Origin of the sequence: Okeania hirsuta, assembly GCF_003838195.1 — a bacterium.
Lineage (GTDB): Bacteria > Cyanobacteriota > Cyanobacteriia > Cyanobacteriales > Microcoleaceae > Okeania > Okeania hirsuta.
This window is the reverse complement of the sequence record NZ_RCBY01000115.1, coordinates 1-24,918: the sequence shown is the minus strand read 5'-3', so window position 1 is coordinate 24,918 and position 24,918 is coordinate 1. Positions and strand designations below refer to the sequence as shown.

At 39.4% G+C, this 24,918-nt stretch carries 20 protein-coding genes; 12 read left to right on the top strand and 8 right to left on the bottom strand.

Translation table 11 applies throughout. The features are described 5' to 3' along the window. Positions 1-282: COX15/CtaA family protein (locus D5R40_RS18700; RefSeq protein WP_192901289.1), on the bottom strand; the 282-nt coding region annotated here is incomplete at its 3' end. A 528-nt stretch (positions 283-810) separates the two neighbouring features. Between D5R40_RS18700 and D5R40_RS18695 the strand changes: the two genes are divergently transcribed. The 3 genes from D5R40_RS18695 to D5R40_RS18685 all read left to right on the top strand — a co-directional run bounded on the left by D5R40_RS18695 (position 811) and on the right by D5R40_RS18685 (position 5,077). Beyond that, on the top strand, positions 811-1,830 hold the full coding sequence (locus D5R40_RS18695) for a cytochrome c oxidase subunit II (RefSeq protein ID WP_124143665.1): 1,020 nt from the start codon (positions 811-813) through the stop codon (positions 1,828-1,830). Between the two features lie 248 nt (positions 1,831-2,078). After that, positions 2,079-3,818, top strand: a complete 1,740-nt coding sequence (gene ctaD, locus D5R40_RS18690) for a cytochrome c oxidase subunit I (protein WP_124143664.1) — start codon at positions 2,079-2,081, stop codon at positions 3,816-3,818. A 623-nt stretch (positions 3,819-4,441) separates the two neighbouring features. Next, positions 4,442-5,077: a cytochrome c oxidase subunit 3 gene (locus D5R40_RS18685; protein ID WP_124143663.1), complete on the top strand. Its 636-nt coding sequence runs from the start codon at positions 4,442-4,444 to the stop codon at positions 5,075-5,077. A gap of 271 nt (positions 5,078-5,348) precedes the next feature. Here D5R40_RS18685 and D5R40_RS18680 read toward each other — a convergent pair whose 3' ends face one another. Beyond that, entirely contained in the window at positions 5,349-6,365 is a 1,017-nt protein-coding gene (locus D5R40_RS18680) for a helix-turn-helix domain-containing protein (protein WP_240038807.1), read from the bottom strand. A gap of 579 nt (positions 6,366-6,944) precedes the next feature. Between D5R40_RS18680 and D5R40_RS18675 the strand changes: the two genes are divergently transcribed. From D5R40_RS18675 to D5R40_RS18665, 3 genes are all read left to right on the top strand, one after another. After that, positions 6,945-9,452 (top strand): arylsulfatase, encoded by a 2,508-nt coding sequence (locus D5R40_RS18675; protein WP_124143662.1) that lies wholly within the window; start codon positions 6,945-6,947, stop codon positions 9,450-9,452. A 170-nt stretch (positions 9,453-9,622) separates the two neighbouring features. Continuing rightward, on the top strand, positions 9,623-10,618 hold the full coding sequence (locus D5R40_RS18670; protein ID WP_124143661.1) for a formylglycine-generating enzyme family protein: 996 nt from the start codon (positions 9,623-9,625) through the stop codon (positions 10,616-10,618). 451 nt (positions 10,619-11,069) lie between these two features. Beyond that, positions 11,070-12,050, top strand: a complete 981-nt coding sequence (locus D5R40_RS18665) for an aldo/keto reductase (RefSeq protein WP_124143660.1) — start codon at positions 11,070-11,072, stop codon at positions 12,048-12,050. Between the two features lie 297 nt (positions 12,051-12,347). On the opposite strand, the gene D5R40_RS18660 is transcribed toward D5R40_RS18665, so the two are convergent. Continuing rightward, entirely contained in the window at positions 12,348-12,857 is a 510-nt protein-coding gene (locus D5R40_RS18660) for a DUF4112 domain-containing protein (RefSeq protein ID WP_124143659.1), read from the bottom strand. 229 nt (positions 12,858-13,086) lie between these two features. Further along, positions 13,087-14,997: a molecular chaperone DnaK gene (dnaK, locus tag D5R40_RS18655; RefSeq protein WP_124143658.1), complete on the bottom strand. Its 1,911-nt coding sequence runs from the start codon at positions 14,995-14,997 to the stop codon at positions 13,087-13,089. Between the two features lie 312 nt (positions 14,998-15,309). Here dnaK and D5R40_RS35545 point away from each other — a divergent pair, with 312 nt between their 5' ends. Continuing rightward, entirely contained in the window at positions 15,310-15,462 is a 153-nt protein-coding gene (locus D5R40_RS35545; RefSeq protein WP_161564364.1) for a hypothetical protein, read from the top strand. 562 nt (positions 15,463-16,024) lie between these two features. Here the strand turns inward: D5R40_RS35545 and D5R40_RS18650 are convergent. Both D5R40_RS18650 and D5R40_RS18645 read right to left on the bottom strand, forming a co-directional pair. Continuing rightward, positions 16,025-16,981, bottom strand: a complete 957-nt coding sequence (locus tag D5R40_RS18650; protein WP_124143657.1) for a 3-oxoacyl-[acyl-carrier-protein] synthase III C-terminal domain-containing protein — start codon at positions 16,979-16,981, stop codon at positions 16,025-16,027. A 604-nt stretch (positions 16,982-17,585) separates the two neighbouring features. After that, a complete protein-coding gene (locus D5R40_RS18645; protein ID WP_124143656.1) occupies positions 17,586-17,861 on the bottom strand; it encodes a hypothetical protein in 276 nt (91 codons plus the stop codon). Positions 17,862-18,263: 402 nt separating this feature from the next. Between D5R40_RS18645 and dusB the strand changes: the two genes are divergently transcribed. Both dusB and D5R40_RS35540 read left to right on the top strand, forming a co-directional pair. Continuing rightward, positions 18,264-19,280, top strand: coding sequence for a tRNA dihydrouridine synthase DusB (gene dusB / locus D5R40_RS18640; protein WP_124155040.1), 1,017 nt, complete (start codon positions 18,264-18,266; stop codon positions 19,278-19,280). Next, a complete protein-coding gene (locus D5R40_RS35540) occupies positions 19,280-19,549 on the top strand; it encodes a hypothetical protein (protein WP_124155039.1) in 270 nt (89 codons plus the stop codon). Before dusB ends, D5R40_RS35540 begins: the two co-directional genes overlap by 1 nt. Before the next feature lie 272 nt (positions 19,550-19,821). On the opposite strand, the gene yidD is transcribed toward D5R40_RS35540, so the two are convergent. Continuing rightward, a complete protein-coding gene (yidD, locus tag D5R40_RS18630; protein ID WP_124155038.1) occupies positions 19,822-20,232 on the bottom strand; it encodes a membrane protein insertion efficiency factor YidD in 411 nt (136 codons plus the stop codon). 501 nt (positions 20,233-20,733) lie between these two features. On the opposite strand from yidD, the gene chlP reads away from it, so the two are divergent. The 3 genes from chlP (at position 20,734) to D5R40_RS18620 (ending at position 23,362) form a co-directional block, all read left to right on the top strand. Further along, the gene (chlP, locus tag D5R40_RS18625; RefSeq protein WP_124143653.1) at positions 20,734-21,954 is read left to right on the top strand and encodes a geranylgeranyl reductase; all 1,221 of its coding nucleotides are present in this window, start codon (positions 20,734-20,736) and stop codon (positions 21,952-21,954) included. Between the two features lie 624 nt (positions 21,955-22,578). Next, the gene (locus D5R40_RS41255) at positions 22,579-22,701 is read left to right on the top strand and encodes a hypothetical protein (RefSeq protein ID WP_275670299.1); all 123 of its coding nucleotides are present in this window, start codon (positions 22,579-22,581) and stop codon (positions 22,699-22,701) included. 37 nt (positions 22,702-22,738) lie between these two features. Next, positions 22,739-23,362 (top strand): DUF938 domain-containing protein, encoded by a 624-nt coding sequence (locus D5R40_RS18620; RefSeq protein WP_124143652.1) that lies wholly within the window; start codon positions 22,739-22,741, stop codon positions 23,360-23,362. A 320-nt stretch (positions 23,363-23,682) separates the two neighbouring features. Here D5R40_RS18620 and hemB read toward each other — a convergent pair whose 3' ends face one another. Then, on the bottom strand, positions 23,683-24,687 hold the full coding sequence (gene hemB / locus D5R40_RS18615; RefSeq protein WP_124143651.1) for a porphobilinogen synthase: 1,005 nt from the start codon (positions 24,685-24,687) through the stop codon (positions 23,683-23,685). Positions 24,688-24,918 lie beyond the last annotated feature (231 nt).

Genomic DNA, 24,918 nt, shown 5'->3' with positions numbered 1-24,918 from the left:
ACCCATGAGAGCGATCGTGCCAAAGCCAATTAAACTTGCATCTAGTCGGTGAAACCACTCTAAAAATACTTGCAGATTCATCTGTGCCATTGGTACTAATTTACCATAACACAACGGCCAATCAGGACAGGCTAAACCTGCATTCATAACTCTGGTAGCACTGCCAATAGCCATTAGTAATAGGGTTGCTATACATAGTTTCCAAACCAAACCACGAATGCGTTCGCGCGCTGGAGACTGAGAGGAAATAATTGTATTGTTATTTAAAACAGAATTGGCCATAAGATTTTTATTAGCTGTAATCTAAAATCTTGCTAAATTAACAACATACTGAATCTTAAATTCAGAAATAATCATCACATCTGACAATTATTAATGTGTCTAATTTTTGTTACTATAAGGGATACTATCTGAAGATTTGTTCTGCTTTAGAAAGTTTTCTGATTTAAATTTTATTTACAGCTTACTGTGATCAGTGTTACTGATTTTACCCAAAAAAATATTTTTAACTTTTTCTTTAATTTCTAATAAATTAATCAATCAAAGTATGCAATTTAAGAGTACATATTTAATTTAACTTTGTTTATACAAACTGTGGGGTAATTTTTGAGTGCAATAGTTAAAATAATATAAACTCTCTCGAGAGAAATCTATGAAAAACTAAGATAATCTATAATTTTGATAAATAGTAACAATTATATCTAGTTTATAAGTAGATGCTTAGTTTAACCTATGTAATTGAGTATGACAAAAAGTCAAAGACTCCTCTGCCTAGGCTAGGGGGAGGAAGACAAATTAAAGAGGTAATATATGGAAGAAAAAGAAAAAATACCAGTCTCAGTAATCACCCTAGTAGTTGGTATAATAATCACCATAATTAGCGTGTGGTTAGGTCAAAATCATGGTCTATTACCAGAGCAAGCATCAGTACAAGCTCCTCTGGTGGACGGTTTTTTTGACGTCATGTTTACTATAGCAGTAGCTTTATTTCTAGTTGTAGAAGGAACAATTGTCTTCTCTGCAATTAAATTTCGCAAACCCAAAGGAGACGATAGCGATGGTGCTCCCTTTAGGGAAAATTTACCATTAGAAATATTTTGGACTGCAATTCCATCCATCATTGTGATTGGTCTTGGTATCTATAGTGTAGATGTATACAGACAGATGGGTGGGTTCGATCCAGCAGGAACAAAAGTAGCTCATGTTTCTTCATCCGAACTGCAAACAGTGAAGTCAGGATCAGCTCTGGCAGCTCCCCTAATAGCAGACGCTGAAGGAATGGAGTCAGAAGAAGTAGCTACAAAAGAAGTGAGCAAATATGGCTTTGGAGCAACTCCTGAAGAGGGAGCTAACCCAGCAGATGTAGTCGTTGACATTACAGGAATTCAGTATGGATGGCTGATGACCTATCCCGAAAGTGGTGTTCTAGCAGGAGAACTCCATATTCCTGTCAACAAGGATATACAAATCAATCTTTCTGCTCAAGATGTGATTCATGCTTTCTGGATACCTGCTTTCCGTTTGAAGCAAGATGCAATTCCTGGTAAAGATACCCAACTCCGGTTCGTAGCTACTAAAACTGGAGAATATCCAGTATATTGTGCAGAACTTTGCGGTGCTTACCACGGAGCAATGAGAACACAAGTAGTTGTTGAAACTCAAGAAGAGTATGAAGCTTGGATAGAAGAAAATACTTTTGCCGAGCAACCACAGTTGAATCAAGCTGTAGCAGTAAATACTGCTGATTTATCAGAATCGGAGTATCTTAGCCCTTATGCTAATGAAATGGGTATCGATTCCGAAACATTAAATCAAATTCACCCAAACTAGACTAGTGCCGCTACGCGGAAGTTAAAAGTCAAAAGTTTTGTATTTGTTTATTGATAGGACTTTGTAACCAGTCAGTTATTTCCGCCATCCTGCACTAGAACTACTAGCAGCTAATACTTTCTCACAGGAGAATCCAAAAATCCCTATTCTTACAGGGGAAAAGTTGGGGAGGAGTCAGCTCCAAAGGTAAAAAAAAATGAGTTCAACCTCCCCAATAATTAATTCGTAATTGTCAAAATAATTTACAGATGACACAAACACAAATTCCTTTAGAAACCAAACCAGAACCGGAAAAAGCACATCCGGAGGCATGGAAATGGTATCACTACTTCGGCTATAACATAGACCACAAGGTAATCGGCATTCAATATCTGGTTACCGCCTTCATCTTTTATCTCGTCGGTGGCCTCATGGCCATGGCTATGCGTGCAGAACTCTACACACCAGATGCAGACTTTCTCGACCCAAATGTTTACAACTCCTTCCTGACAAATCATGGCACGATTATGATTTTCCTGTGGATCGTGCCTGCTGCCATTGGAGGTTTTGGTAACTATCTAGTCCCCCTAATGGTGGGAGCTAGAGATATGGCATTTCCTAACCTCAATGCGATCGCTTTCTGGCTCAACCCAGTTGCTGGAGCATTCTTAATTGCTAGTTTAGCTTTTGGTGGCGCGCAAAGTGGTTGGACTGCTTATCCCCCATTAAGCATCATTACTAATAACATCGGACAAACTTTATGGATTCTCTGTATTGTATTAGTGGGAACTTCCTCCATCATGGGTGCGCTAAACTTTATCGTCACCATCCTCAAAATGAAAGTTCCTAGTATGAAGTGGGAACAACTACCTCTATTCTGCTGGGCAATCTTAGCAACTTCCGTTTTGGCACTATGCTCAACTCCTGTATTAGCAGCAGGTTTAGTACTGTTATTATTTGATATCAACTTTGGCACCGGCTTCTTTAAACCAGAGATGGGCGGTGATGTGGTCATCTACCAGCACTTATTCTGGTTCTATTCTCACCCCGCAGTTTATCTGATGATTCTGCCAATTTTTGGCATTCTCTCAGAAGTCATTCCCGTTCATGCACGCAAAGGAATATTTGGTTATAAAGCGATCGCCTATTCCAGTCTTGCTATTTGTCTAGTAGGTTTGTTCGTATGGGTACACCATATGTTCACCAGTGGTACTCCTCCTTGGATGCGGATGTTCTTCACCATCTCTACTCTAATCGTTGCAGTTCCCACCGGAGTCAAAATCTTTAGTTGGGTAGCTACCCTCTGGGGCGGAAAAATCCGCTATACAAGTGGAATGCTGTTTGCCATTGGTTTATTAGCAATGTTCGTTATGGGTGGACTAAGTGGTGTAACCATGGGAACAGCTCCATTCGACGTTCACGTCCATGACAGTTACTATGTTGTAGCTCACTTCCATTACGTTTTATTTGGTGGTTCAGTATTTGGCCTATATGCAGGTATCTATCACTGGTTCCCCAAAATGACAGGTCGGATGTACAACGAAACCTGGGGTCGGATTCACTTTGTCCTGACTTTAATTGGTACCAACCTCACTTTCTTACCCATGCACCAATTGGGTTTACAAGGAATGCCACGTCGTATTGCGATGTATGACCCTCAGTTTGAAGCTATTAACCATATCTGTACTTATGGGTCAATTATTCTAGGTCTGTCTGTAATACCATTCTTCATCAACATGGTTTGGAGCTGGATGTACGGACCAAAAGCTGATGGTAATCCTTGGGGTGGTTTATCCTTGGAGTGGACTACTAGCTCACCTCCTATCATTGAAAACTGGGAAGTATTGCCAGTAGTTACTTATGGTCCTTATGATTTTGGCTCTAAGAAAACTCTTGCTATTCGAGAGCGCTTTAAGCTAATTTCACAAGGAAGTTCCAAAGTGAAGGAAACAGGGGTGCCTGTATCTGAAGCTGAGTCTTCATCCTTTAACGATGATTCTCAGAATTAACTAGCTATCAGCTATCAGCTATCAGCTATCAGCTATCAGCCAAAAAATTTGTGCATATAATTAGGCACCTGTTTGCGGAGCAGTCCAGACCGAAAAGCTTGGGTAAAACATCTCCAACTTCTATAAATAAGTCGCTTAATTTTAGAAGGGGTTGCGCATCCCCTTTCCGTACCGGAATGCTACGCAAACCCGCTTGTGCTGACCGCTGATTGCTGAACTGCTGGCAAGTGGAGCATTCCAAACCGAAACACTTTTTAATTTTCTAGAGAACAATTAGAATACTTTCTAGTTTGTTCTGTATGTAGAAATTCAGTAGTTAGAGGAGTTAGTGGTTGTATAGAACCCATTTGATAGCTATATAATTATGGTGTAAGAGTCTTTTCGCGCATCAATGAGTGAGGAAAAATTATCTGAAGGAATGTTGAATTTTTTGTATGATCACAAACCCATATATTCCCTCTTTCCTTTTCCCTCTTAACTCCTGTCTCCTGTCTCCTGTCTCCTGACTCCTAGATAAAAAAACTTGATATTTATCAAGAGACCAAATGGGTTTTATAGACTGCCAACTACTTTAGATATCAACTTTCAGAAATTATTTTTGTTTATTTTAGGTACAAGAAATTATGCAAGGTTCAACAATTGATACAACTAATAATTTAGTTGATACTTCCGTCCAATCTGCATCAGCAGAGGCAGGTCATCACGAAGAACATCCGGATTTACGAGTTTTCGGATTAATCACATTTCTCGCTTCTGAATCTTTGATGTTTGGGGGACTATTTGCTGCTTATTTAATTTACCGAGCAAATGCCGGGGTTTGGCCTCCCGAAGAAACAGAGGTAGAGTTGTTATTGCCAACCATCAACACTATTATTCTGGTTTCCAGTAGTTTTGTCATTCACAAAGGCGATACTGCTATCAAAAAGAACAATCTCTCAGGAATGCGTCTATGGTATGTAGTTACGGCAATCATGGGTATTATCTTTTTGGGTGGTCAGGTTTATGAGTACATGACTCTAGGTTATGGTCTGACTACTAATGTGTTTTCCAATTGTTTTTATGTGATGACTGGTTTCCACGGTCTACACGTTTTTGTTGGTGTGCTACTTATTCTCGGTGTATTGTGGCGTTCTCGTCGTGCTGGTCATTACAATGGAGAAAAGCACGTTGGTATTGAGATGGCAGAAATATATTGGCACTTTGTTGATATTATCTGGATTGTTTTATTCACTTTGCTTTACATTTTGACTCAGATTTAATTTGTACGCAAAGGCATTTATTGTCGCTACACTTGCGTTGCATTTGACAAAATTATAAACCATTTGTAGGGGTTAACGGCCGTTAACCCCTACTATATTTTGTAGTTATATAGAACAGTTTCTCTCAACAATAATTCGACCTATTTTCCAAATGTGTAAATAAATTATGAACTTTCCCAAAATCAACAGAAAAACTATCACATTTTTTCTTTAAAAGTTTAGCTTAAAGTAACACAATAGACCACTATCATCTCCCCTGATTTTTCACTCTCTATTTCTTCTTTCTCAACGTCTCTGAAGGCAACTCCCCAAACATAGTTTTGTAATCTCTAGTAAAATGACTCGGACTGTAGAAACCAAATTCACTGGCAAGGAAGGTAATGGTACAATTTTCGGGATCGCTTGCCTTCAGGCGTTGTCGCACTGCATTAAGTCGTCGTACTTTAAGATAGCGCATGGGACTGATGCCAAATAACTCCTGAAAACCATACAATAACGCAGAACTGCTAGACCCTAAATTTTCAGCTAGTTGTTTTAAGGTCAGAGGTTTTTCCAAGTTTGCTAGCATTTTTCTCTCTGCTTGGGCAATCAAATTTGCTCTTCGAGAAGGTTTGACGAAGCACTTAGAATTTAACTTAATGGGAATATTACTAATCAACAAAGGTAAGAAATCATCAGTAACGAGTTTCTCAATATGAGGGTTTTGAAACCAATTTGGTTTGTGTGCTGCTAACCAAATCAATTGTTTCAGATAAGCTTTAATTTCTTTCATCCCAGTTGGGAGCAAATTCACATGATTTTTTCTCCGGAAATTATCGTCTAGATCGTGGCGTTGTAGTTTGTTTGCATAAGCATGAAAAGTTTTAGCAGGCATCATAATGTGTGTCAATGCTACACCTTGACGAAATATTACGTATTCTTCAGTGTGATCGAAACCAAAAATAGTCCTTTGAGGTTTGAGAGGGTGATGGAAGGAGTAATATTCCCTTTCATTCTCAGACCAAAGTATCGCAAAAGAGATGTCTCCCTTTCTACCATCACCCGAAAATTGAAACCCTTGGTTCAACTGATTACATACGAAAAATATGTCACCAACCTGAATCGATAAAAACTCACCCTGAAGAGAACCGGGAGTGAGTTGTATTATTTCCTTATTTTTATACTTAAAAAACTCTTTGAAATTCTCTATATCTCTAAAGGATTTGGAGATAATCTTCGGATTGCTTATCCCCAGCTCATCTTTAGCTTGGGTAGTCTGACTATTGTTTGCATCCATCAATAAACTCATTTTGGCAGCACTCTCTCAAAAAAATAATCCTATTGGGCATAAAGAAAAGTAATACTTATCTCTATATCAATATTAAATTTCTATGGTTAAAAAAGTTGGGATTTTTGATCATTCAGACAGATAGCTGACCACTAAACTGACCTTTAAGTCTTGAGATTACCCCATAGCACAACAGGGTGGCCATTACTGAGTGAAAGTGTCCAGAATGCTATTCATCTCTTGGGATAGTAGAGATACCAACAGGCCACAAAAGTCATTGGTCAAGTAGTGGCAAATGGCCATTCGCCTCTACCACTCGTTACTACACGGGAAAGACCAAGAGCGTGGTAGCCCCATAATTTCGATCCACGGTGGAAACACGACAGGTTATCTGTAGGGTGGGTATTATCTACCCTAATGAGATTGATTGACCTGGAAAACTGATAACACCAATTGATTGATGAACTTTTGCGTCTGTAATTCAGCCAAGTGTAGGGTTCAGCTCGAGGGATCGGGACTCTAAAGCCTATCCCAACGGCTATCCATGTTGTGTTTTGGGATGCCTGAGATTGTGTTAACCCCTTTTACGAAGTTTTATCTATGTTTTTCAACGGTCTTTTGCACCGGATAAAAAGAGGAGTAATGTTGGCGATCGCCACTTCTCTCTCCTTCACCAAACTATTGCGGTTACTGTCAACAAAAAGACAGCAGGCAATTATCGCCCTAACGATGGTTTGTTTGTTTGTCTCAATGCCATCCTTAGCACTAGCTGAGGAAATCTGCACCGATGCAGAAATTCAGTACACCGATCAACCCTGGGAGGGAGAAATTCGCTACAAAGCGGAAAATTCTACCCCAGACTATTTTCAAGCCCCAGAACCTAATCCTAAAGCCCCCAATATCTTGACTATTGTTATTGATGATGCGGGTTTTGCTGGATTAGGTTCCTATGGGGGTCGTATTCAAACCCCTCACTTGGATCACCTTGCGAATAATGGTTTGCGCTATAACAACTTTCATGTCACTCCTGTGTGTTCCCCCACTCGTGCGGCTTTATTGACAGGACGTAATCCTCATACAATTGGTATGGCAGGGATTCCAGAAATTTCCAATGGCTATCCGAATAAGAGTGGTTCCATTCCTTCGAGTGCAGCCATGCTACCCGCATTGTTGAAACCCCAAGGATATAGCACATTTGCCCTTGGTAAATGGCATTTGACCCCAACTTGGGCGGTGAGTCCGGCGACGGGACACTTTGACCAATGGCCTACAGGTAAAGGATTTGACCATTTCTACGGCTTTCTCGGTGGTGAAACCAATCAGTATTACCCGGAACTCTATCGAGACACCACCCGCGTAGAAGCGCCTAAGTCTCCCGAAGAAGGCTATCACCTGAGTGAAGATTTAGTAGATAACGCGATTAGTTATATCAAAGACCTAGAGTCCAGCGATCCAGAACGCCCCTATTTTATGTATCTTGCCTTTGGTGCAGTGCATTCTCCCCATCATACTCCTGAGTTTTATCGGGATATGTATAAGTATCACTTCGATGAAGGGTATGACGTGGAACGAGATGAAATTCTGAAAAACCAGAAAGAATTGGGTATTGTTCCAGAAGATACTCAACTCACAGCAAGAAATCCAGAAAATCCCAGTTGGCTTACCTTGGATGACGATGAAAAGCAGTTGTTTACGACTTTCATGGAAAACTACGCGGGTTTTATGACCCATCTCGATGCTCAAATAGGTCGCTTAGTTGACTATCTTGACTCTATCGATCAACTGGATAACACATTAATTATGGTTGTTTCCGATAACGGTGCCAGTGCAGAAGGAAGCGAAAACGGTACTCTCAACGAACTGACTTATTTTAATGGAGTTCCCACCGACGTTGATTACAATATAGAACATCAAGATGACATTGGCACCGTCCATAGTGAACCCCACATTCCTTGGGGTTGGTCATTAGCTTATGATACTCCCTTCCAGTGGGCAAAACGCTTTCCCCATGAAGGCGGTATTCGGGTTCCCTTTATTGTACATTGGCCTGCTGAGATTCCCGATCCAGGTGCGATTCGTTCCCAATGGCAATACGTTACCGATATTGTGCCAACACTGTTTGATATTCTAGATGTTAATTTGCCCAAAACCGTTAATGAATATGTACAGCAACCTCTAGCTGGGGAAAGTTTTTATGACTCTTTCAAAAATGCTGATGCTGATAGTACCCATACCGTTCAGTATTGGGAAAACAAAGGAAACCGAGCTGTTTATCAAGATGGTTGGAAAGCTGTAACCGCACATACTACCCTACTTGGCAGTGTACCTGATGGACATAAAGGGAAGTTTGGCAAAGATACTTGGGAGCTTTATAACGTTGCTGAAGACTTCTCAGAATCTCATGATTTAGCAACCGAAAACCCTAAGAAGTTGCTAGAGATGAAAGCCCAATTTGTGAAACAAGCCAAAAAATACAACGTTTATCCCTTAGACGATCGGGAAACCGCCGAACTTATTGCTGCTAAGAATGAGGCATTAGGTGGAGAAAAAACTGACTTTACTTTCTATCAAGGGATGTCACCTCTCCATCAAGACCTTGCCCCGAATACTTTTGGTACTTCCTATACCATTGATGTTTATCTAGATCGGGAGCATCCTGATTCTGAAGGGGTACTGGTCGCCCAAGGAGGCTCCGGAGGAGGCTACACTCTATACATTAATGAAAATAATAAGTTGGCGTATGAGTACAACTACTTAGGTTTTGAACGATTCAAGATTAACCCCGATATTTTGGTTCCCACCGGAAAATCCACAGTAACCTACAAGTTTACTCAAACTGGCATCGATCCGGACCGAAAATATTATATCGGGAATGGACAACTGTTCCTTAACGATGAACCCATTAGCGACGAAGTAGAAATTCATACTGTTCCCGCTTCCTTTGGTCTTGAGTTTTTTGATATCGGTCAAGATACTCAATCTCCTGTATCAGAAGCTTACAAGCCAACCTATACCTTTAATGACTCCATTGAAAAGGTAACTGTTCATATTCAGTTAGACGAACAGCCAGGAAAGCTCAGAAAAATGGTCAAAAATTATTTCAACTAGACCCCGAATCAAGTTGTATCAAACTCTTATCGGTTAGATTAACAGGACTTACGCAGAGACTATACTTATGGCGAGTACTAATACCCGCCCCTACAGATGGTAGTTTAAAAGTCAATTTGCGTAAGTCCTTTTAAATTAAGACATTGTATTATCGAATTATCAATCATTTTATGAAAACTTTTTGCTTAAAATCACTTATTCTCTGTTTCCTCACAATATCCCTGATTTTCCCTTTCTCCACAACAGCACAAGCATCCTCTACAGATCATAGTTGTCCAGAGGGAATGGTATTTATTCCTGGAGGCACTTTTACAATGGGATCGGATTCTCATTATCCATCAGAAGTTTCTGCAAGTGACGTCACTGTAGATAGTTTTTGCATCGATCGCCACGAAATCACCAACGCAGAATTCCGTAAATTTGTCAAGGCAACAGGCTATAAAACCATTGCCGAACGCCCCCTCTCAAAATCACAATTTCCCAATCTAACCGACAAGCAACGACAACCTGGTTCCCTCGTATTTCAACCTCCCTCCGAAGGTATTCAACAAGTTGCTTATTTAAGCTGGTGGCATTGGACAGTGGGTGCTAATTGGCAACATCCCTACGGTCCAAAGAGCAACATCAGAGGCAAAGATAATTATCCTGTGGTTCACATTGCTTATGAGGATGCGGTTGCTTATGCGAATTGGGCGGGTAAATCTCTTCCCACAGAAGCTCAATGGGAATATGCAGCGCGGGGTGGTCTTGAAGAGCAAGAATTCACTTGGGGAAATCAATATTCTGCCAAGAAAGCGAATACCTGGCAAGGGATGTTTCCCTTTTTCAATACCAAAGAAGATAATTATTTAGGAACTGCACCAGTAGAATCTTTTCCCCCCAACGGTTACGGACTTTATGAAATGACCGGAAACGTTTGGGAACTGACCTCAGATTGGTATCAAGTCGGACATTCTGGCAAAGACCATAGTTTAAACCCCGTCGGACCTGACAAAACCGCCAGTTTCGATCCCATCAAACCCCAGGAAGGAGCATTGCACGTGATCAAAGGTGGTTCTTACCTGTGTGCTAAAAATTATTGTAGTCGTTATCGACCTGCTGCCAGAGAGTCTCAAGCTCCTGATACGGGAACCACTCATATTGGTTTTCGTTTAGTAGTCTCATAGTGGACTGACACACCTTAAATGGTGCATTATATCATGTCCGGATAATCAGTTATAAATAAAATTAAGGACTGACAATACCGACAGTACCAAATAAATACTGAAATTATCTTGACTTTTCTCCAATATTTCCTCTTTTTCCCCTTTCTTTCCTCCTGACTCCTGACTCCTGACTCCTGACTCCTCACAACAGTTATTTATAAGTATTCAACCGGACATGATATAACATCATGTCCGGATAATTAGTGATAAAAAAACTTTCTCCTTCTTCTGTGTTCTTTCTACCCTCCTGTCTCCTGTCTCCTGTCTCCTGACTCCTTAGTCGTTTATTTATAACTGTTCAACCGGACATGATATTACAGTTTGCTATTCCCTGTTCCCTATTCCCTATTCCCTGGCGCGTAGCGCTATAGTGAGAAAATATATAGATGTCTAATATTGAGAAAGAGTCAGGATGCAAACTAAAGAAAAACTTATCCTACCAAAAATGGGCTGTGGTACATGGGCATGGGGCAACCGCCTCCTGTGGGGATATGATGAAAGTATGGATAATGAGTTGCAAAATGTCTTCAATCTTTGTGTTGCTAATGGTGTGACTTTATTTGATACAGGAGACTCCTACGGTACAGGCAAATTAAACGGACGCAGTGAAATGCTATTGGGGCAGTTTTCCCAAGCATATACGGGGGCAAATCAAGAGAATATTTGCATTGCCACAAAACTTGCTGCTTATCCCTGGCGCTGGGGTCGTCAAGCAATGATTTCTGCTGGCGAAGCATCGGCCCAACGCCTCGGAAAAAATGTCGATTTGGTGCAGATGCACTGGTCTACAGCAAATTATTTACCCTGGCAAGAATGGGGACTTTTAGATGGTTTGGCTGACTTATACGAACAAGGTAAGGTAAAAGGTGTGGGACTATCGAACTATGGGCCCAAACGGTTAATGAAAGTGTATGAAAGATTTCGCGATCGCCATATTCCGATAAATACTCTACAGGTTCAATATTCTCTATTATCAACCTATCCTGTGACAGAATTAGGAGTAAAAGAAATCTGTGATGAATTGGGAATTAAATTAATTGCATATAGTCCTTTAGCATTGGGAATATTAACAGGAAAATATTCAGAAAACGGTTCTGTTCCTCAAGGTATTCGAGGTTTTTTATTTAAGCAAATATTACCAGGAGTTCGCCCCCTATTATCATGTTTGGAAGCAATAGCAAAGTCAAGAAATAAAACTATGTCGCAAGTAGCAATTAACTGGTGTATTTGTAAAGGTGCAATTCCTATTCCGGGGGCAAAAAATATAGCACAAGCAGAACAAAATATTGGTGCATTAGGTTGGGAATTAGATTCTGGTGAAGTTGCGGAACTGGATAATGCTGCGGCGAGTACAGATAAGAAAATGGTACAAAATATTTTTCAGACTAATTGATATAGCAGAAGGAAGAAGGAAGAGGGAAGAAGGAAGAAGGGAAGAAAAAGTTTGTGATTGGAAATATAATTTTTTTGGGTTATAGCAATAGTCCTCTTGATTTATGATGTATAAGTCTGTAATAATTAAATTATAGTTAGGGCAAGGTTAAGTTAAACGCTAATATCAATAACACTTGCTAATCTCGTTTTTACAATAGTTAATAACCACCTCAATATTGGGGTGGTTATTTGAGTTGTTTTACTAACTCCACCTTTATGGTTAAAAAGTGCAATTTTTATAACCATTTTTCTCAACCTAACCTGACACAATAAAATGTAAAATATGCACAAATAAACTAATAACTAAAAACCCCAAAGTAGCAATAACAATAACAAATAAAATTAAACCGCCCAACAGCAAAAAAACAAACCCGCGATCAGCACTTTTACTAACTTTAGGAGACTCTAAATGAGCCTCCAAAATATCCATATTTTTAGAATTTGCCTTCCAAGCAACATCAAACAAATCTCCAAAAACAGGCACAATTCCTGCCAAAGAATCAAATACAATATTAGACGCCATTCGCATCAGAGTTTCCCGTGGCAAACCCATCATTGCTGCTGAAAATACAATATAAACAGAAATAAGTCCTCCTAAAAAATCACCACCCCCAGGAATCAATCCTAGAAGTGGGTCAATACCAACGCCATAAGAAGTACCAGGAACGCGAACAGCATTATCAAGTAAATCGCTAATTTTACGCAGTTGTCTAACCTTAGCTGCTTGAGGGCGATCGCCAGAGGTAGTGGGAGATGGTTTTGCCATTGGAAGTTATGTGAGTAAAATTCAATAAATGTGTAAGTTCAGTAGGGTGTCACATCACCCACACCCTACTGAACTTACACTTTATGCTTAAAGACTACAGCGTTGCTGATTTGAGGTACGATATCATGTCCGGATTCAGAGGGGGAGCATACTCCTCATTTACTTCTTCTTTCTTCCCTCCTGACTCCTGACTCCTGACTCCTGACTCCTTCAGCAACGCTGAGACTACTTACTTTTTAGTTTCAGTAAAGTCAGCATCAATTACATCATCTCCACCAGCAGAACTTGAGGAAGACTCAGCAGCACCATCACCATTAGGAGGAGTTGCTCCATCAGGAGAACCTTGTTGATAAATATTGCTGCTCACAGTATACAGAGCTTGTTGCAACTCAGTAGTTAGAGACTGAATACGTTCGTCATCTTCTTGAGAAATAGCATCACGCAAATCTTTAACCAACCCTTCAATCTTAGTCTTATCAGCTTCAGGAACTTTATCTCCCAACTCCTGAATTTGCTTCTCAGCTTGATATGCTAAAGAGTCTGCTTGGTTTTTACGGTCAATTTTTTCACGACGTTCTTGGTCAGCAGCAGCATTAGCTTCTGCTTCTTTCACCATCCGCTCAACTTCAGTATCTGGTAGAGTGGAAGCACCTGTAATACTGATAGACTGTTCCTTACCAGTACCTTTATCCTTCGCAGCTACATTCAGAATACCATTAGCATCAATATCGAAGGTAACTTCAATTTGAGGTACGCCACGAGGTGCTGCGGGGATACCATCTAAGCGGAAAGTTCCTAAACTCTTGTTGTCGTTAGACATTTCCCGCTCCCCCTGCAGTACATGAATTTCTACGTTTGTCTGACCATCTACAGCAGTTGAGAACACTTCTGACTTTTTGGTAGGGATAGTAGTGTTACGAGGAATAATTTTGGTCATTACGCCTCCCAAGGTTTCTACACCCAGAGATAGAGGAGTAACATCTAACAAGAGAATGTCTTTAACTTCACCTGCTAACACACCTGCTTGAATTGCAGCACCAACAGCTACCACTTCATCAGGGTTAACGCTTTGGTTTGGATCTTTGCCGAGGACTTTCTTAACAATATCATGGACTGCGGGAATCCGAGTAGATCCACCAACTAATACTACTTCATCAATAGAACTTTTATCTAACTTAGCATCTCTAATGGCGTTTTCTACAGGAATGCGACAGCGGTCGATCAGGTCAGCACAGAGTTCTTCAAATTTACCTCTAGTTAAGGTGGTATCTAAGTGCTTAGGTCCATCTTGGGTAGCGGTAATAAATGGCAGGTTAATCTCTGTCTGGGTAACGCTAGAAAGTTCAATCTTAGCTTTTTCTGCTGCTTCTGTTAAACGTTGCAGTGCTTGCTTATCTTTCCGTAGGTCTATTCCTTCTGCTTTTTCAAATTCCTTAGCAAGGAAATCAACAATTTTCTTATCAAAGTCGTCACCACCAAGGTGGGTATCACCGGAAGTCGCTAATACTTCAAATACACCATCACCTACTTCTAGGATGGAAACGTCAAATGTACCACCACCAAGGTCAAATACTAAGATAGTTTCGTTACTTTTCTTATCTAACCCATAAGCTAGAGAAGCTGCTGTCGGTTCGTTGATGATCCGCAATACTTCTACACCAGCGATTCTACCTGCATCTTTGGTTGCCTGTCTTTGGGAGTCATTGAAATAAGCTGGTACGGTAATTACTGCTTGTGTTACTGTTTCGTTAAGATATTTACTAGCATCATCAACCAGTTTACGCAGAACCTGGGCTGAAATTTCTTCGGGGGCAAATTGTTTTTCTAATGCTGGGCAATCTAATTTAACGTTACCATTAACATTGAGAACTTTATAAGAAACTTCAGTAGTTTCATTGGTTACTTCATCAAATCTACGCCCAATGAACCTCTTTACTGAGTAAAAGGTGTTTTGGGTGTTCATCACAGCTTGACGTTTGGCGATTTGCCCTACGAGTTGCTCTCCTTTTTTACCGTAGGCAACTACAGAAGGGGTTGTACGGAAACCTTCTGCATTAGCAATTACTGTGGGTTTACCACCTTCCATAACTGCAACACAGGAGTTTGTTGTACCTAAGTCAATTCCGACTACTTTTGCCATAAGAGTTTTTTTGCTCCAAATTACTACAAAATTTTTTACTTTTTGTCAACCTTAGTTTTTGTTTTTTTCGGTTGACTTAAGGACTAATATTTAAGCCTTCTGGATTTAGTCCAGGGCCTGTCCATTTTTTATACAGTCTTTAAGATTAAGTTACTTATATCTATACTGCGATTATTTAGACGATTCCATGAAGGCGTGTTTACCGAACATCAAGGAATATTGGACTTTGAGGAACTTTTATAATTTTCCTCCTTTACTCTTTCTAATTTACGCTCCTTGGACGATCGCCGCCATTGTGGCAAACCGTAAGTTATGTGTTGTGTTTGCCGTCTAGCGATCGCTTCTTTGATAGTTAGGGTTTGCGCTCAAAAGTCTTTTAGTAGGGGTAGGAGACAGGAGACAGGAGACAGGAGACAGGAGGAACGGGGAAGTATAGAGGAGGTAGTCGGAAAAATTATCCCTTGATTTTTCTGCCATAATCATCCCAAAATACTAGAATGCATGAGCTTCTTCCGCTGAAAAGCTGGTACTTTTTTAGACCAAAAATGTGCTCAACCAATATCAGTCAATGCTTTGATATTTAATCAGCAAGCCCTAGTTATAGCTATTAGACATCTCCAGAAAAGAGGGAGTAGGGAGTAGGGAGTAGGGGGAAAGAATTGATAATTTCTGTACGATAGTTGATTTTATTTTTTATTATTGGAGATGTCTATTAGACATCTTCACCAAAAGAGAGAGTAGGGGAAAGAATTAATGAATAAGGGTGCAATAATTGATATGGTTAGGAAACCCATCCATCCCTCGACCACTTTTTTCCCCTTGAAAGAGTCGGCAGAGTAAGCTGAATTATTTAATTAATAATTATTAATTATTCGATAAACTAAAAGCAATAGCTGATAGCTGAATGCTTACTCTGCCGACCACTTTTTTCCCCTTGAAAGAGTCGGCAGAGTAAGCTGAATTATTTAATTAATAATTATTAATTATTCGATAAACTAAAAGCAATAGCTGATAGCTGAATGCTTACTTAATATTTAATCACAGTTGCTCCCCAAGAAAACCCAGCAGCGCTACTGGCTAAAACTACTAAATTACCAGGCTTTATTTTCTCTGATTCTATAGTTTTAGCCAAACCAAATAAAGTATCTGTTGCTCCTAAATGACCGCTTTCTTTTAAAGAGATAAATGTATTTTTTTTGCTTAATTTCAGAGATTCAAAAATTGATGATAATAAACTTTTTTTGATTTGATTAGTAAATAAAAAATCTATTTCTTCTATGGAAAATCCACTTTTTTGTAATGCAGCTATTATAACTTTTTTATAGTTTTTTAAACAAATATCTGATAAAATTTCGTCTAATTTTTCACGGTCTTCTACTTTGACATAATTAAGCTCTAAATCAATATTTTCATCTTTTACAGGTAACTTAGTACCGCCCAAAGGTACTCGAATAAAATCAGCTAATTTCCCATCAGTCATGCCATGATATGAGAGAATTTTGTTACTAGACTCTCCTTTTTTTAACAGCGCGGCGGCGGCACCGTCGGCGAAAAAAAGTATGGAGTTTATATTTTTATCCGAGTAATTAAGCAACTGGGATAATTTATCGCTACAAACAACTAAAGCATAATTTAAGCTCGAATCTGCCAACAACATATTCCGGCAAATATGAATGCCTAAATTGCCACTGTTGCAAAAATTTCTAACTTCAAAAGCATGAGCATTTTCAGCACCAATAATACCTTGTATTTTAGCTGCGGGAGACCAAAATCTGTAATCGTAATCTCCCACACCACAATAAGCAATTAAATCTATTTCTTCTGGTTGAATTTGGGCTTTATTTATAGCCGATATTGCTGCTTTTATTCCCATATCACTAGGATGTTCGTCTTCCGCAGCAATTGATTTTTTTTCCATGCCTATTTTTTCTGTCAAAACCCACAGAGGAATATCTGCTAGTTTAGCGATCGCTTCGCTAGTCATAACTCCTGAAGGAATATAATAACCAATTGCTGCAATACCGACTGTTTAATGATTTTTTTGGTTTTTAATCATATCGGTTTCTACTCTTTAGTCAAATATTTCAAAATTATAGAGGGAGTAGGAAGTAGGGAGTAGGCAGTAGGGGGAAATAATTGATAATTTATGTGTGATAATTAATTGAATTTTTTATTATCGGAGACGTCTATTAGACATCTCATTTAAAGTCTTTTAATCACGCTTATTATTGGTAACATGATAATATCTTTTCATTCTGATACTTGTTTCTGTGGTGGATAAGTTGCCAAATAATCAGTGACATCCTGACGTAAATTTATCAATTTTATATAACCACCTGCACTTAGATTTGTAGTTAATTTTCCCAGGATAAATTAATATCCCAGTGGTCAGCAAATGATTGAATAAACTCTTTTTCTCTGGGGTCAATTACTTCATTAATCATAGCTAGTTGACTTAAAATATTGATGATTTTTTTTGCTCCCGAAGGTTTGAAAAATGACTTAGCTAAATCCCCAGCTTCTTTTCTTTCTAAATTAAGGGTTTCTTTGATTAAAGTCCAGAATCCTTTTTTTCTTGATCCAGGTACTCATAATGACATTCCTGCAAGAATATAGAAAAATGCCAAACCATTAAATAATATGTTGTCTATAAAACTTACATATTCTCCAGAGAGAAGAGAGTTAAATGCAAAAATAGTTCCAATATTTAAAGAAAGTAGATTGCCAGTAACAGATTGACTTTCTGCAACTACACGCTCATGTTTTCGCTTCCAGATTGGATTCATTGTTAAGTAGACTTCTGCGAGAGAAAATCCTATGGATAAAAAAGCTAGGACAGATATTATTTTCTGAAAAGTTTCCATGATATTGCTCCAAAATTTAATAACAATTTATAAATTTACAACCAGAGAATACATAACATACATATTAGGTTGATATTTTGTCGTTCTATAGCTGCTATGAGGGTAGGCACAGATAAGTTATAGATAAAATTAACTTACCACAATTTCCAGAATCAATATAATATATATAATTAATTATCTTAAAAATTATCTGTAATTAACTATGACCAAAAAACTTTGGTCTCAAGTCTCGCCCTTTTAAGGGGATAAAAAAGCGGTCGAGAGATGGCGTTAGCGGAGCGGGTCTGCAAGAACGGGTCTCCTCGCCATCTCTAATCGACCAAGAGAAAGAGAATATTCCTTATATCAAACCTCCTTATTGCAGAGGTACTGATAACTAATAACTGATAACTGATAACTGAAATGACTGTTCTATCTGCTGAATTAAAACAAAAATTAGCTACTCCACTCAAAATTGGCAACTTTGAAGTAAAAAGTCGCGTACTTCAATCACCATTATCAGGAGTAACAGATTTAGTATTTCGTCGTCTAGTACGTCGTCATGCTCCAGAGTCAATGATGTACACTGAAATGGTAAATGCTACAGGGTTACATTATGTGAAAGAATTACCTCAAATAATGGAGGTTGATAATAATGAGCGACCAATTAGTATTCAATTATTTGATTGTCGCCCTGACTTCTTAGCAGAAGCAGCAGAAATGGCTGTAAAAGAAGGGGCGGATACTGTTGATATTAATATGGGTTGTCCTGTTAATAAAATCACCAAAAATGGCGGTGGTTCTTCATTATTAAGACAGCCAGAATTAGCTGGAGAAATTGTTAATAAAGTCGTAAAAGCCGTACCTGTTCCTGTTACTGTAAAAACAAGAATTGGTTGGAATAATCAAGAAATTAATATCCTTGAATTTGCTAAAAGAATGGAAGATGCTGGTGCTCAAATGTTAACTTTACATGGTCGGACTCGTGCCCAAGGATATAATGGGCCAGCAAGATGGGAATGGATTGGTAAAGTTAAGGAAATACTTTCTATTCCAGTTATTGCTAATGGGGATATTTTTTCTGTCGATGCTGCAATACGTTGTTTGGAGGAAACTGGTGCTGATGGGGTAATGTGTTCTCGTGGTACTTTGGGTTATCCTTTTTTGGTGGGAGAAATTGATTATTTCTTGAAAAATGGTGTGGAAAAAGTAGCGCCTACTGCAGTAGAAAAATTGGAATGTGCTAAAGAACATTTACAAGCACTATGGGAATATAAAGGCGATCGCGGTATTCGTCAAGCTCGCAAACACATGACTTGGTATGCTAAGGGTTTTCCTGGAGCGGGGGAGTTGCGGGGTCAATTGGCAAAAGTGGAAACAGTGGAACAAGGTTGTGATTTGATTGACAAAGTAATTGAAAATTTGGCGTTGGTAAATTAGTGTATGATGTTAATCTTAATTATTTAGGAGTCAGGAGTCAGGAGTCAGGAGTCAGGAGAAAAGAAAGAAGAATAAAGAGGAATAGAAGGAGAAAGTTTTTTGTTTGTACTCTTATCTGGGCAAGACATCATACCTCAAATTACCAACGCCGAAAATTTATAGTAAAGCAGGGAACAGGCAACAGGCAACAGGCAACAGCAAGAGAACCATTTCTCTGTTTCAGGTTCATCAGCATTTTATGTCAAACGCCAATTCGTTCCTTGTTATAAGATGTCTAATAGACATCTCCAATAATAAAAAATAAAATCAATTATTCTACATAAATTATCAATTCTTTCCCCCTATTCCCTACTCCCTACTCCCTCTTTTCTGGAGATGTCTAATAGACTGGATATTTGCTGACTATACCTATAGACATCTCCAAAAATTAAAAATAAAATCAATTCTTATCCATAAATTATCAATTATTTCCCTCCTGGGAGGGGTTAGGGGTTGGTTCCCTGTTCCCTGTTCTCTCTTTTCTGGAGATGCCTGATGATGATTATGAACCACAACTGCCAAAGTCTGGGCTACAATCTAATTCACAGCTACCACAATCTAATTCTGGGAAATCACAGCTATCACAATTACAGTTTGGCAAAGCAGACTCACAGCTCTCTTCGGCTACATCACCGCAACAATTAATGAACTTAGAAGGTTGTTTTTTTTTGGATTTCTTTTCGAGACTAACTGCCTGTAACTTCAAAATTTGATTAGCCTCTTTACAACAAGTTTTAAACCTTTGACGTGCAGCTTGAATAGCTCCTGAAAAATCTTGCTCAATAAACATACGCTTAATATAATGAGAACAAGATTCATCATTGTACAATATTCTATGGGCACAAGAAAATCCTTTTCTTGGCGAAATGTACTGTTGATATCCGTCAATCAAAGCAACAGCAATTTTATTCATAAAAAGAAGATATTAATTAAGGCCAATTTATACTACAAAAATTAAACCTTCATTTCCCAATAGATACCTCTATTGCCTATTTTTATTAATTAGGGCTTGCTGATTAAACCTAAAAGAATTGATATATAAAGATTTTAGCCTTTTTTGTTTCAAAAAAAGTGCGCCTGTTTCAGCTCTTCACGCTCAAAAAGTTAGTATTTTAGGCGAGAGTTGGGCAGAACAATCTTGGGACAATTCTTACTCCTACCTCCTCGCTCGTTCCCATTTCTCCTGTCTTCCCCTCCTGGGAGGGGTGGGTTGTCTCCTGTCTCCTGTCTCCTACCCCTACTAAAAGACTTTTGAGCGCAAACCCTAATTACAGAAGTCCATTTTCAGAAAAAGTATCAAAGTATTAAGGTATGTTGCAATTTATTCACATACCCTCAGAGAATCAACCACGACACCTAAGTCCGTGATACCATCCCAATTTGTAAGTATAAAAAAAAGATTGGGAGAAGACCTTTGACTCTAAGAGTTGCTGTAGTTGGTTCTGGCCCAGCAGGTTCATCTGCTGCTGAAACTTTAGTAAAAGCAGGTATTGAAACTTATTTATTTGAACGTAAACTAGATAATGCTAAACCTTGCGGTGGAGCTATTCCTCTGTGCATGGTTAGTGAATTTGACCTACCAGCAGAAATTATTGATCGCCGTGTTAGAAATATGAAAATGATATCTCCCTCTAATGTTGAGGTGGATATCCATATACAAAAACAAGATGAATATATAGGTATGTGCCGTCGGGAAGTTTTAGATGGCTTCCTGAGAGACCGGGCAGCTTCTCTCGGAGCTAACCTAATTAATGGCACGGTTTATAAACTGGATATTCCTACTAATGATAGAGACCCCTACACTCTTCATTACTCTGACCATTCAGAAGGTGAAATCCAAGGCACAGCTAAAACCTTAAAGGTAGATTTAGTTATCGGAGCTGATGGGGCAAATTCCCGTATAGCTAAGGCCATTGATGCTGGAGATTATAATTACGCGATCGCTTTCCAAGAGCGTATTCGTCTGCCAGAACATCTCATGGCATATTATGAAGACCTAGCAGAAATGTATGTGGGTGATGATGTTTCTCCAGACTTCTATGCTTGGGTATTCCCCAAACATGACCACGTTGCTGTGGGTACTGGCACAATGAAACCTAACCAGGCCAGAATTAAACAGTTACAAGCAGGTATTCGCGCTCGTGCTGCAAAGCGTCTGGAAGGTGGAGAAATCATCAAGGTAGAAGCTCACCCCATTCCCGAACATCCTCGTCCTCGTCGTGTTCGTGGTAGAGTTGCTCTAGTGGGAGATGCTGCTGGTACTGTAACTAAGTCTTCTGGTGAAGGTATTTATTTTGCGGCTAAGTCTGCTCGGATGTGTGCTGAAACTATTGTGGAGACTTCTAATAATGGTGCGACTATTCCCACTGAAGCAGATTTAAAGCTTTATTTGAAGCGGTGGGATAAGAAGTATGGCATGACTTATAAAGTATTAGATATTTTACAGAGAGTATTCTATCGTTCTGATGCTACCCGCGAAGCTTTTGTAGAAATGTGTGCTGATATGGATGTGCAGAAGCTAACTTTTGATAGTTATTTGTACAAAACTGTCGTACCTGCTAATCCTTTAGTTCAGATGAAGATTACTGCTAAAACTATTGGTAGTCTTCTCCGGGGTAATGCTTTAGCACCCTAGTGCCGCTACACGGAAGTTAAAAGCGAGTGCGTAATTCTGAGGGGACCTCAGAATGTAAGACGCACTCAAGACAGTCAATAATTTTTGATTTGTAATTGTTTTAGGATTTTGTAACTGGTCAGTTATTTCTGCCATCCTGCACTAGATATGTTAAAGTCCAAATTTAATTAAGTTAATATTAAAGTCCTGCGGAATATTGCTGCGGGATTTTAATATCAATATGTAGAGTATTTTGCATACAAGTTAAATAAATATATTCTACTAACTACTAAAAAATATGGGGCTGTGGCTCAGATGGATAGAGCAAGCGCCTCCTGAAGTATCGGGCACCATGTGAGGAAACTCCGTGAGTGAATGTGGTCAAATTCAAGGAAGCCTAAGTCTATATATTTGTAGATATGGTAATCTTGAGCCAAGCTTTACCTAATTCTTGGTGAAGAAGGTGCAGAGACTAGAGTTTTAAGAAGAAATAAAATTCTGCTTAAACTAGGCCACCACCTAAAGCTATTTAGAGCTATGGTGAAGGGATAGTCCAGAGAGTGGGGAAACTCACACAAATCTGAAGCGCTAGGTCGCGCGTTCGAATCGCGCCAGTCCCGTTTTCGGCGTTGGTGAAGTGGGTGTATGATATTAATCTTAATTATTGAGGAGTCAGGAGTCAGGAGTCAGGAGTCAGGAGGGAAGAAAGAAGAAGCAAAGAGTAGTAGAAGGAGAAAGTTTTTTGTTCGCGCTCTTATCCGGACATGATATCATACCTCAAATCACCAAAGCCAAAATCAATCTTATGACATCTTTTAGCGATGCTCGGCAGTATGCTCCGGCAACTGAACGCAACCGCTCATTTATCTTGGAAGTGCTACAGCGAGTTTTGCCTCCAACGGGAAATATTTTAGAAATTGCTAGTGGTACGGGAGAACATTCTGTTTTCTTTTCTCCCCACCTGCAACCTCGTCAGTGGTTTCCTTCTGACCCTAACCCAATGTTGCGGGAGAGTATTGTAGCTTGGCAACAACATAGTCCGTCAGATAATCTGCATTCTCCTCTTGATATTGATGTACGAGAGTCGGTTTGGGCGGTGGAAAAAGAGGGTACTGAGATTGCTGCTATTGTCAATATTAATATGATTCATATTAGTCCCTGGTCAACTTGTCTGGGGTTAATGGCAGGTGCGGGACGTTTGTTGCCAAAGGACGGGGTGCTGTATTTGTACGGTCCATACAAACAAGGTGGGGAACATACTACACCAAGTAACCAGAGTTTTGATGAGTCTTTGCGTTCTCAAGATCCTGAGTGGGGAGTGAGAAATTTAGAAGATGTTATCGCAGTAGCGGAGAAGGAGGGGTTAAGGTTTGTGGAGGTGGTAGAAATGCCTGCAAATAATTTGTCTGTGATTTTTCATAAAAACTAATATCATTGAGAAAATGGGTTTGCGTAGATTGCGTTGAGGAAAGTTAGTGCCAGCTTATCCGTTAGGATAAACCCAACACATATCTATTTCTATCGGTCTTTTTTTTGTGTTGCACTGCGACTTTTTTTGAGGTTATATCATGTCTGGATAATTAGCGATCAAAAAACGTTATCCTTTTCTTGCTTTTTCCTTCTTCTTTCTTCCCTCCTGACTCCTACGTCGTTTATTCATAAGTATTCAACCAGACATGATATCACATTTTGAAGTGCGGAATGTGGGTTCCTATTCTTGTTCCAATTCCCCACTATTATTATCATTGCCTATTTCAAAATTAACGCAACTTCCTTGGCAAAATAAGTCAAAATTAAATCCGCACCAGCTCGTTTCATGCTCGTTAAAGTTTCCAACATCACCTTTTTTTCATCTATCCAACCCTTCTGACCAGCAGCTTTAATCATGGCATATTCCCCACTCACGTTATAAGCAGCTACAGGTAGATTTGTTGTCTTTTTTACCTCACAAATAATATCTAAATAAGCAAGCGCCGGCTTGACCATCACCATATCTGCACCTTCGGCAATATCCAAAGCTACTTCTTTGATGGCTTCCCTAGCATTAGCAGGGTTCATTTGATAAGTCTTTTTGTCCCCAAATTTTGGCGCAGAATCCAAAGCATCGCGAAACGGGCCATAATAAGCTGAGGCATATTTAGCAGAGTAGGCAAGTATTCCCACATCGAAGTATTCCGCAGCATCCAGAGCTTTGCGAATTGCTCCAATACGCCCATCCATCATATCTGAAGGAGCAACAATATCAGCACCTGCTTCAGCCTGGGATAGTGCTTGTTTGACCAAAACTTCTACAGTAGAGTCGTTGAGAATGACTCCATTTTCCCCCACAATACCGTCGTGACCTTCGCTGGAATAGGGGTCGAGAGCTACATCAGTAATGACGACAATATCTGGTATTGTTTGTTTAATTGCCTTTACAGTTCTTTGTATTAACCCATCTGGGTTGTAACTTTCGGTACCAACATTGTCTTTTTTAGCTTCCTCAACTAGGGGGAATAAAGCGATCGCATTAATTCCTAAATTATAAGCATCCTCTATTTCTTTGAGCAGTAAATCTAGAGTATAGCGATAACTTCCTGGCATCGAAACAACCTCGACTTTTTGCCCTTCTCCTTCCATCACAAACAATGGATAAATTAAATCATTGACCGTCAACTGGGTTTCCTCAACCATACGTCGCAAAGCAGGAGTGCGGCGGAGACGACGGGGACGCTGTACGCCAGGAAATTCTGTGGACAAATTTGTTTCTGTCATGGGTAGATTACTTAACCTAATATAATTGATAGTCATTAATAATAATCAGAAATTGACATCTAGTCAATAGCAAAATCTTGTAGGGACGTTGCATAATAAAAATGCGTTTCATGTTACGCAGTGAAACGTCCCTACACCACCCTAATGCAACGTCTCTACTAATTATCTTAATTACCACAGATTTTGCATATTCTTGATGCCGGCTACAAATGCTGCACCGACCAATTGACA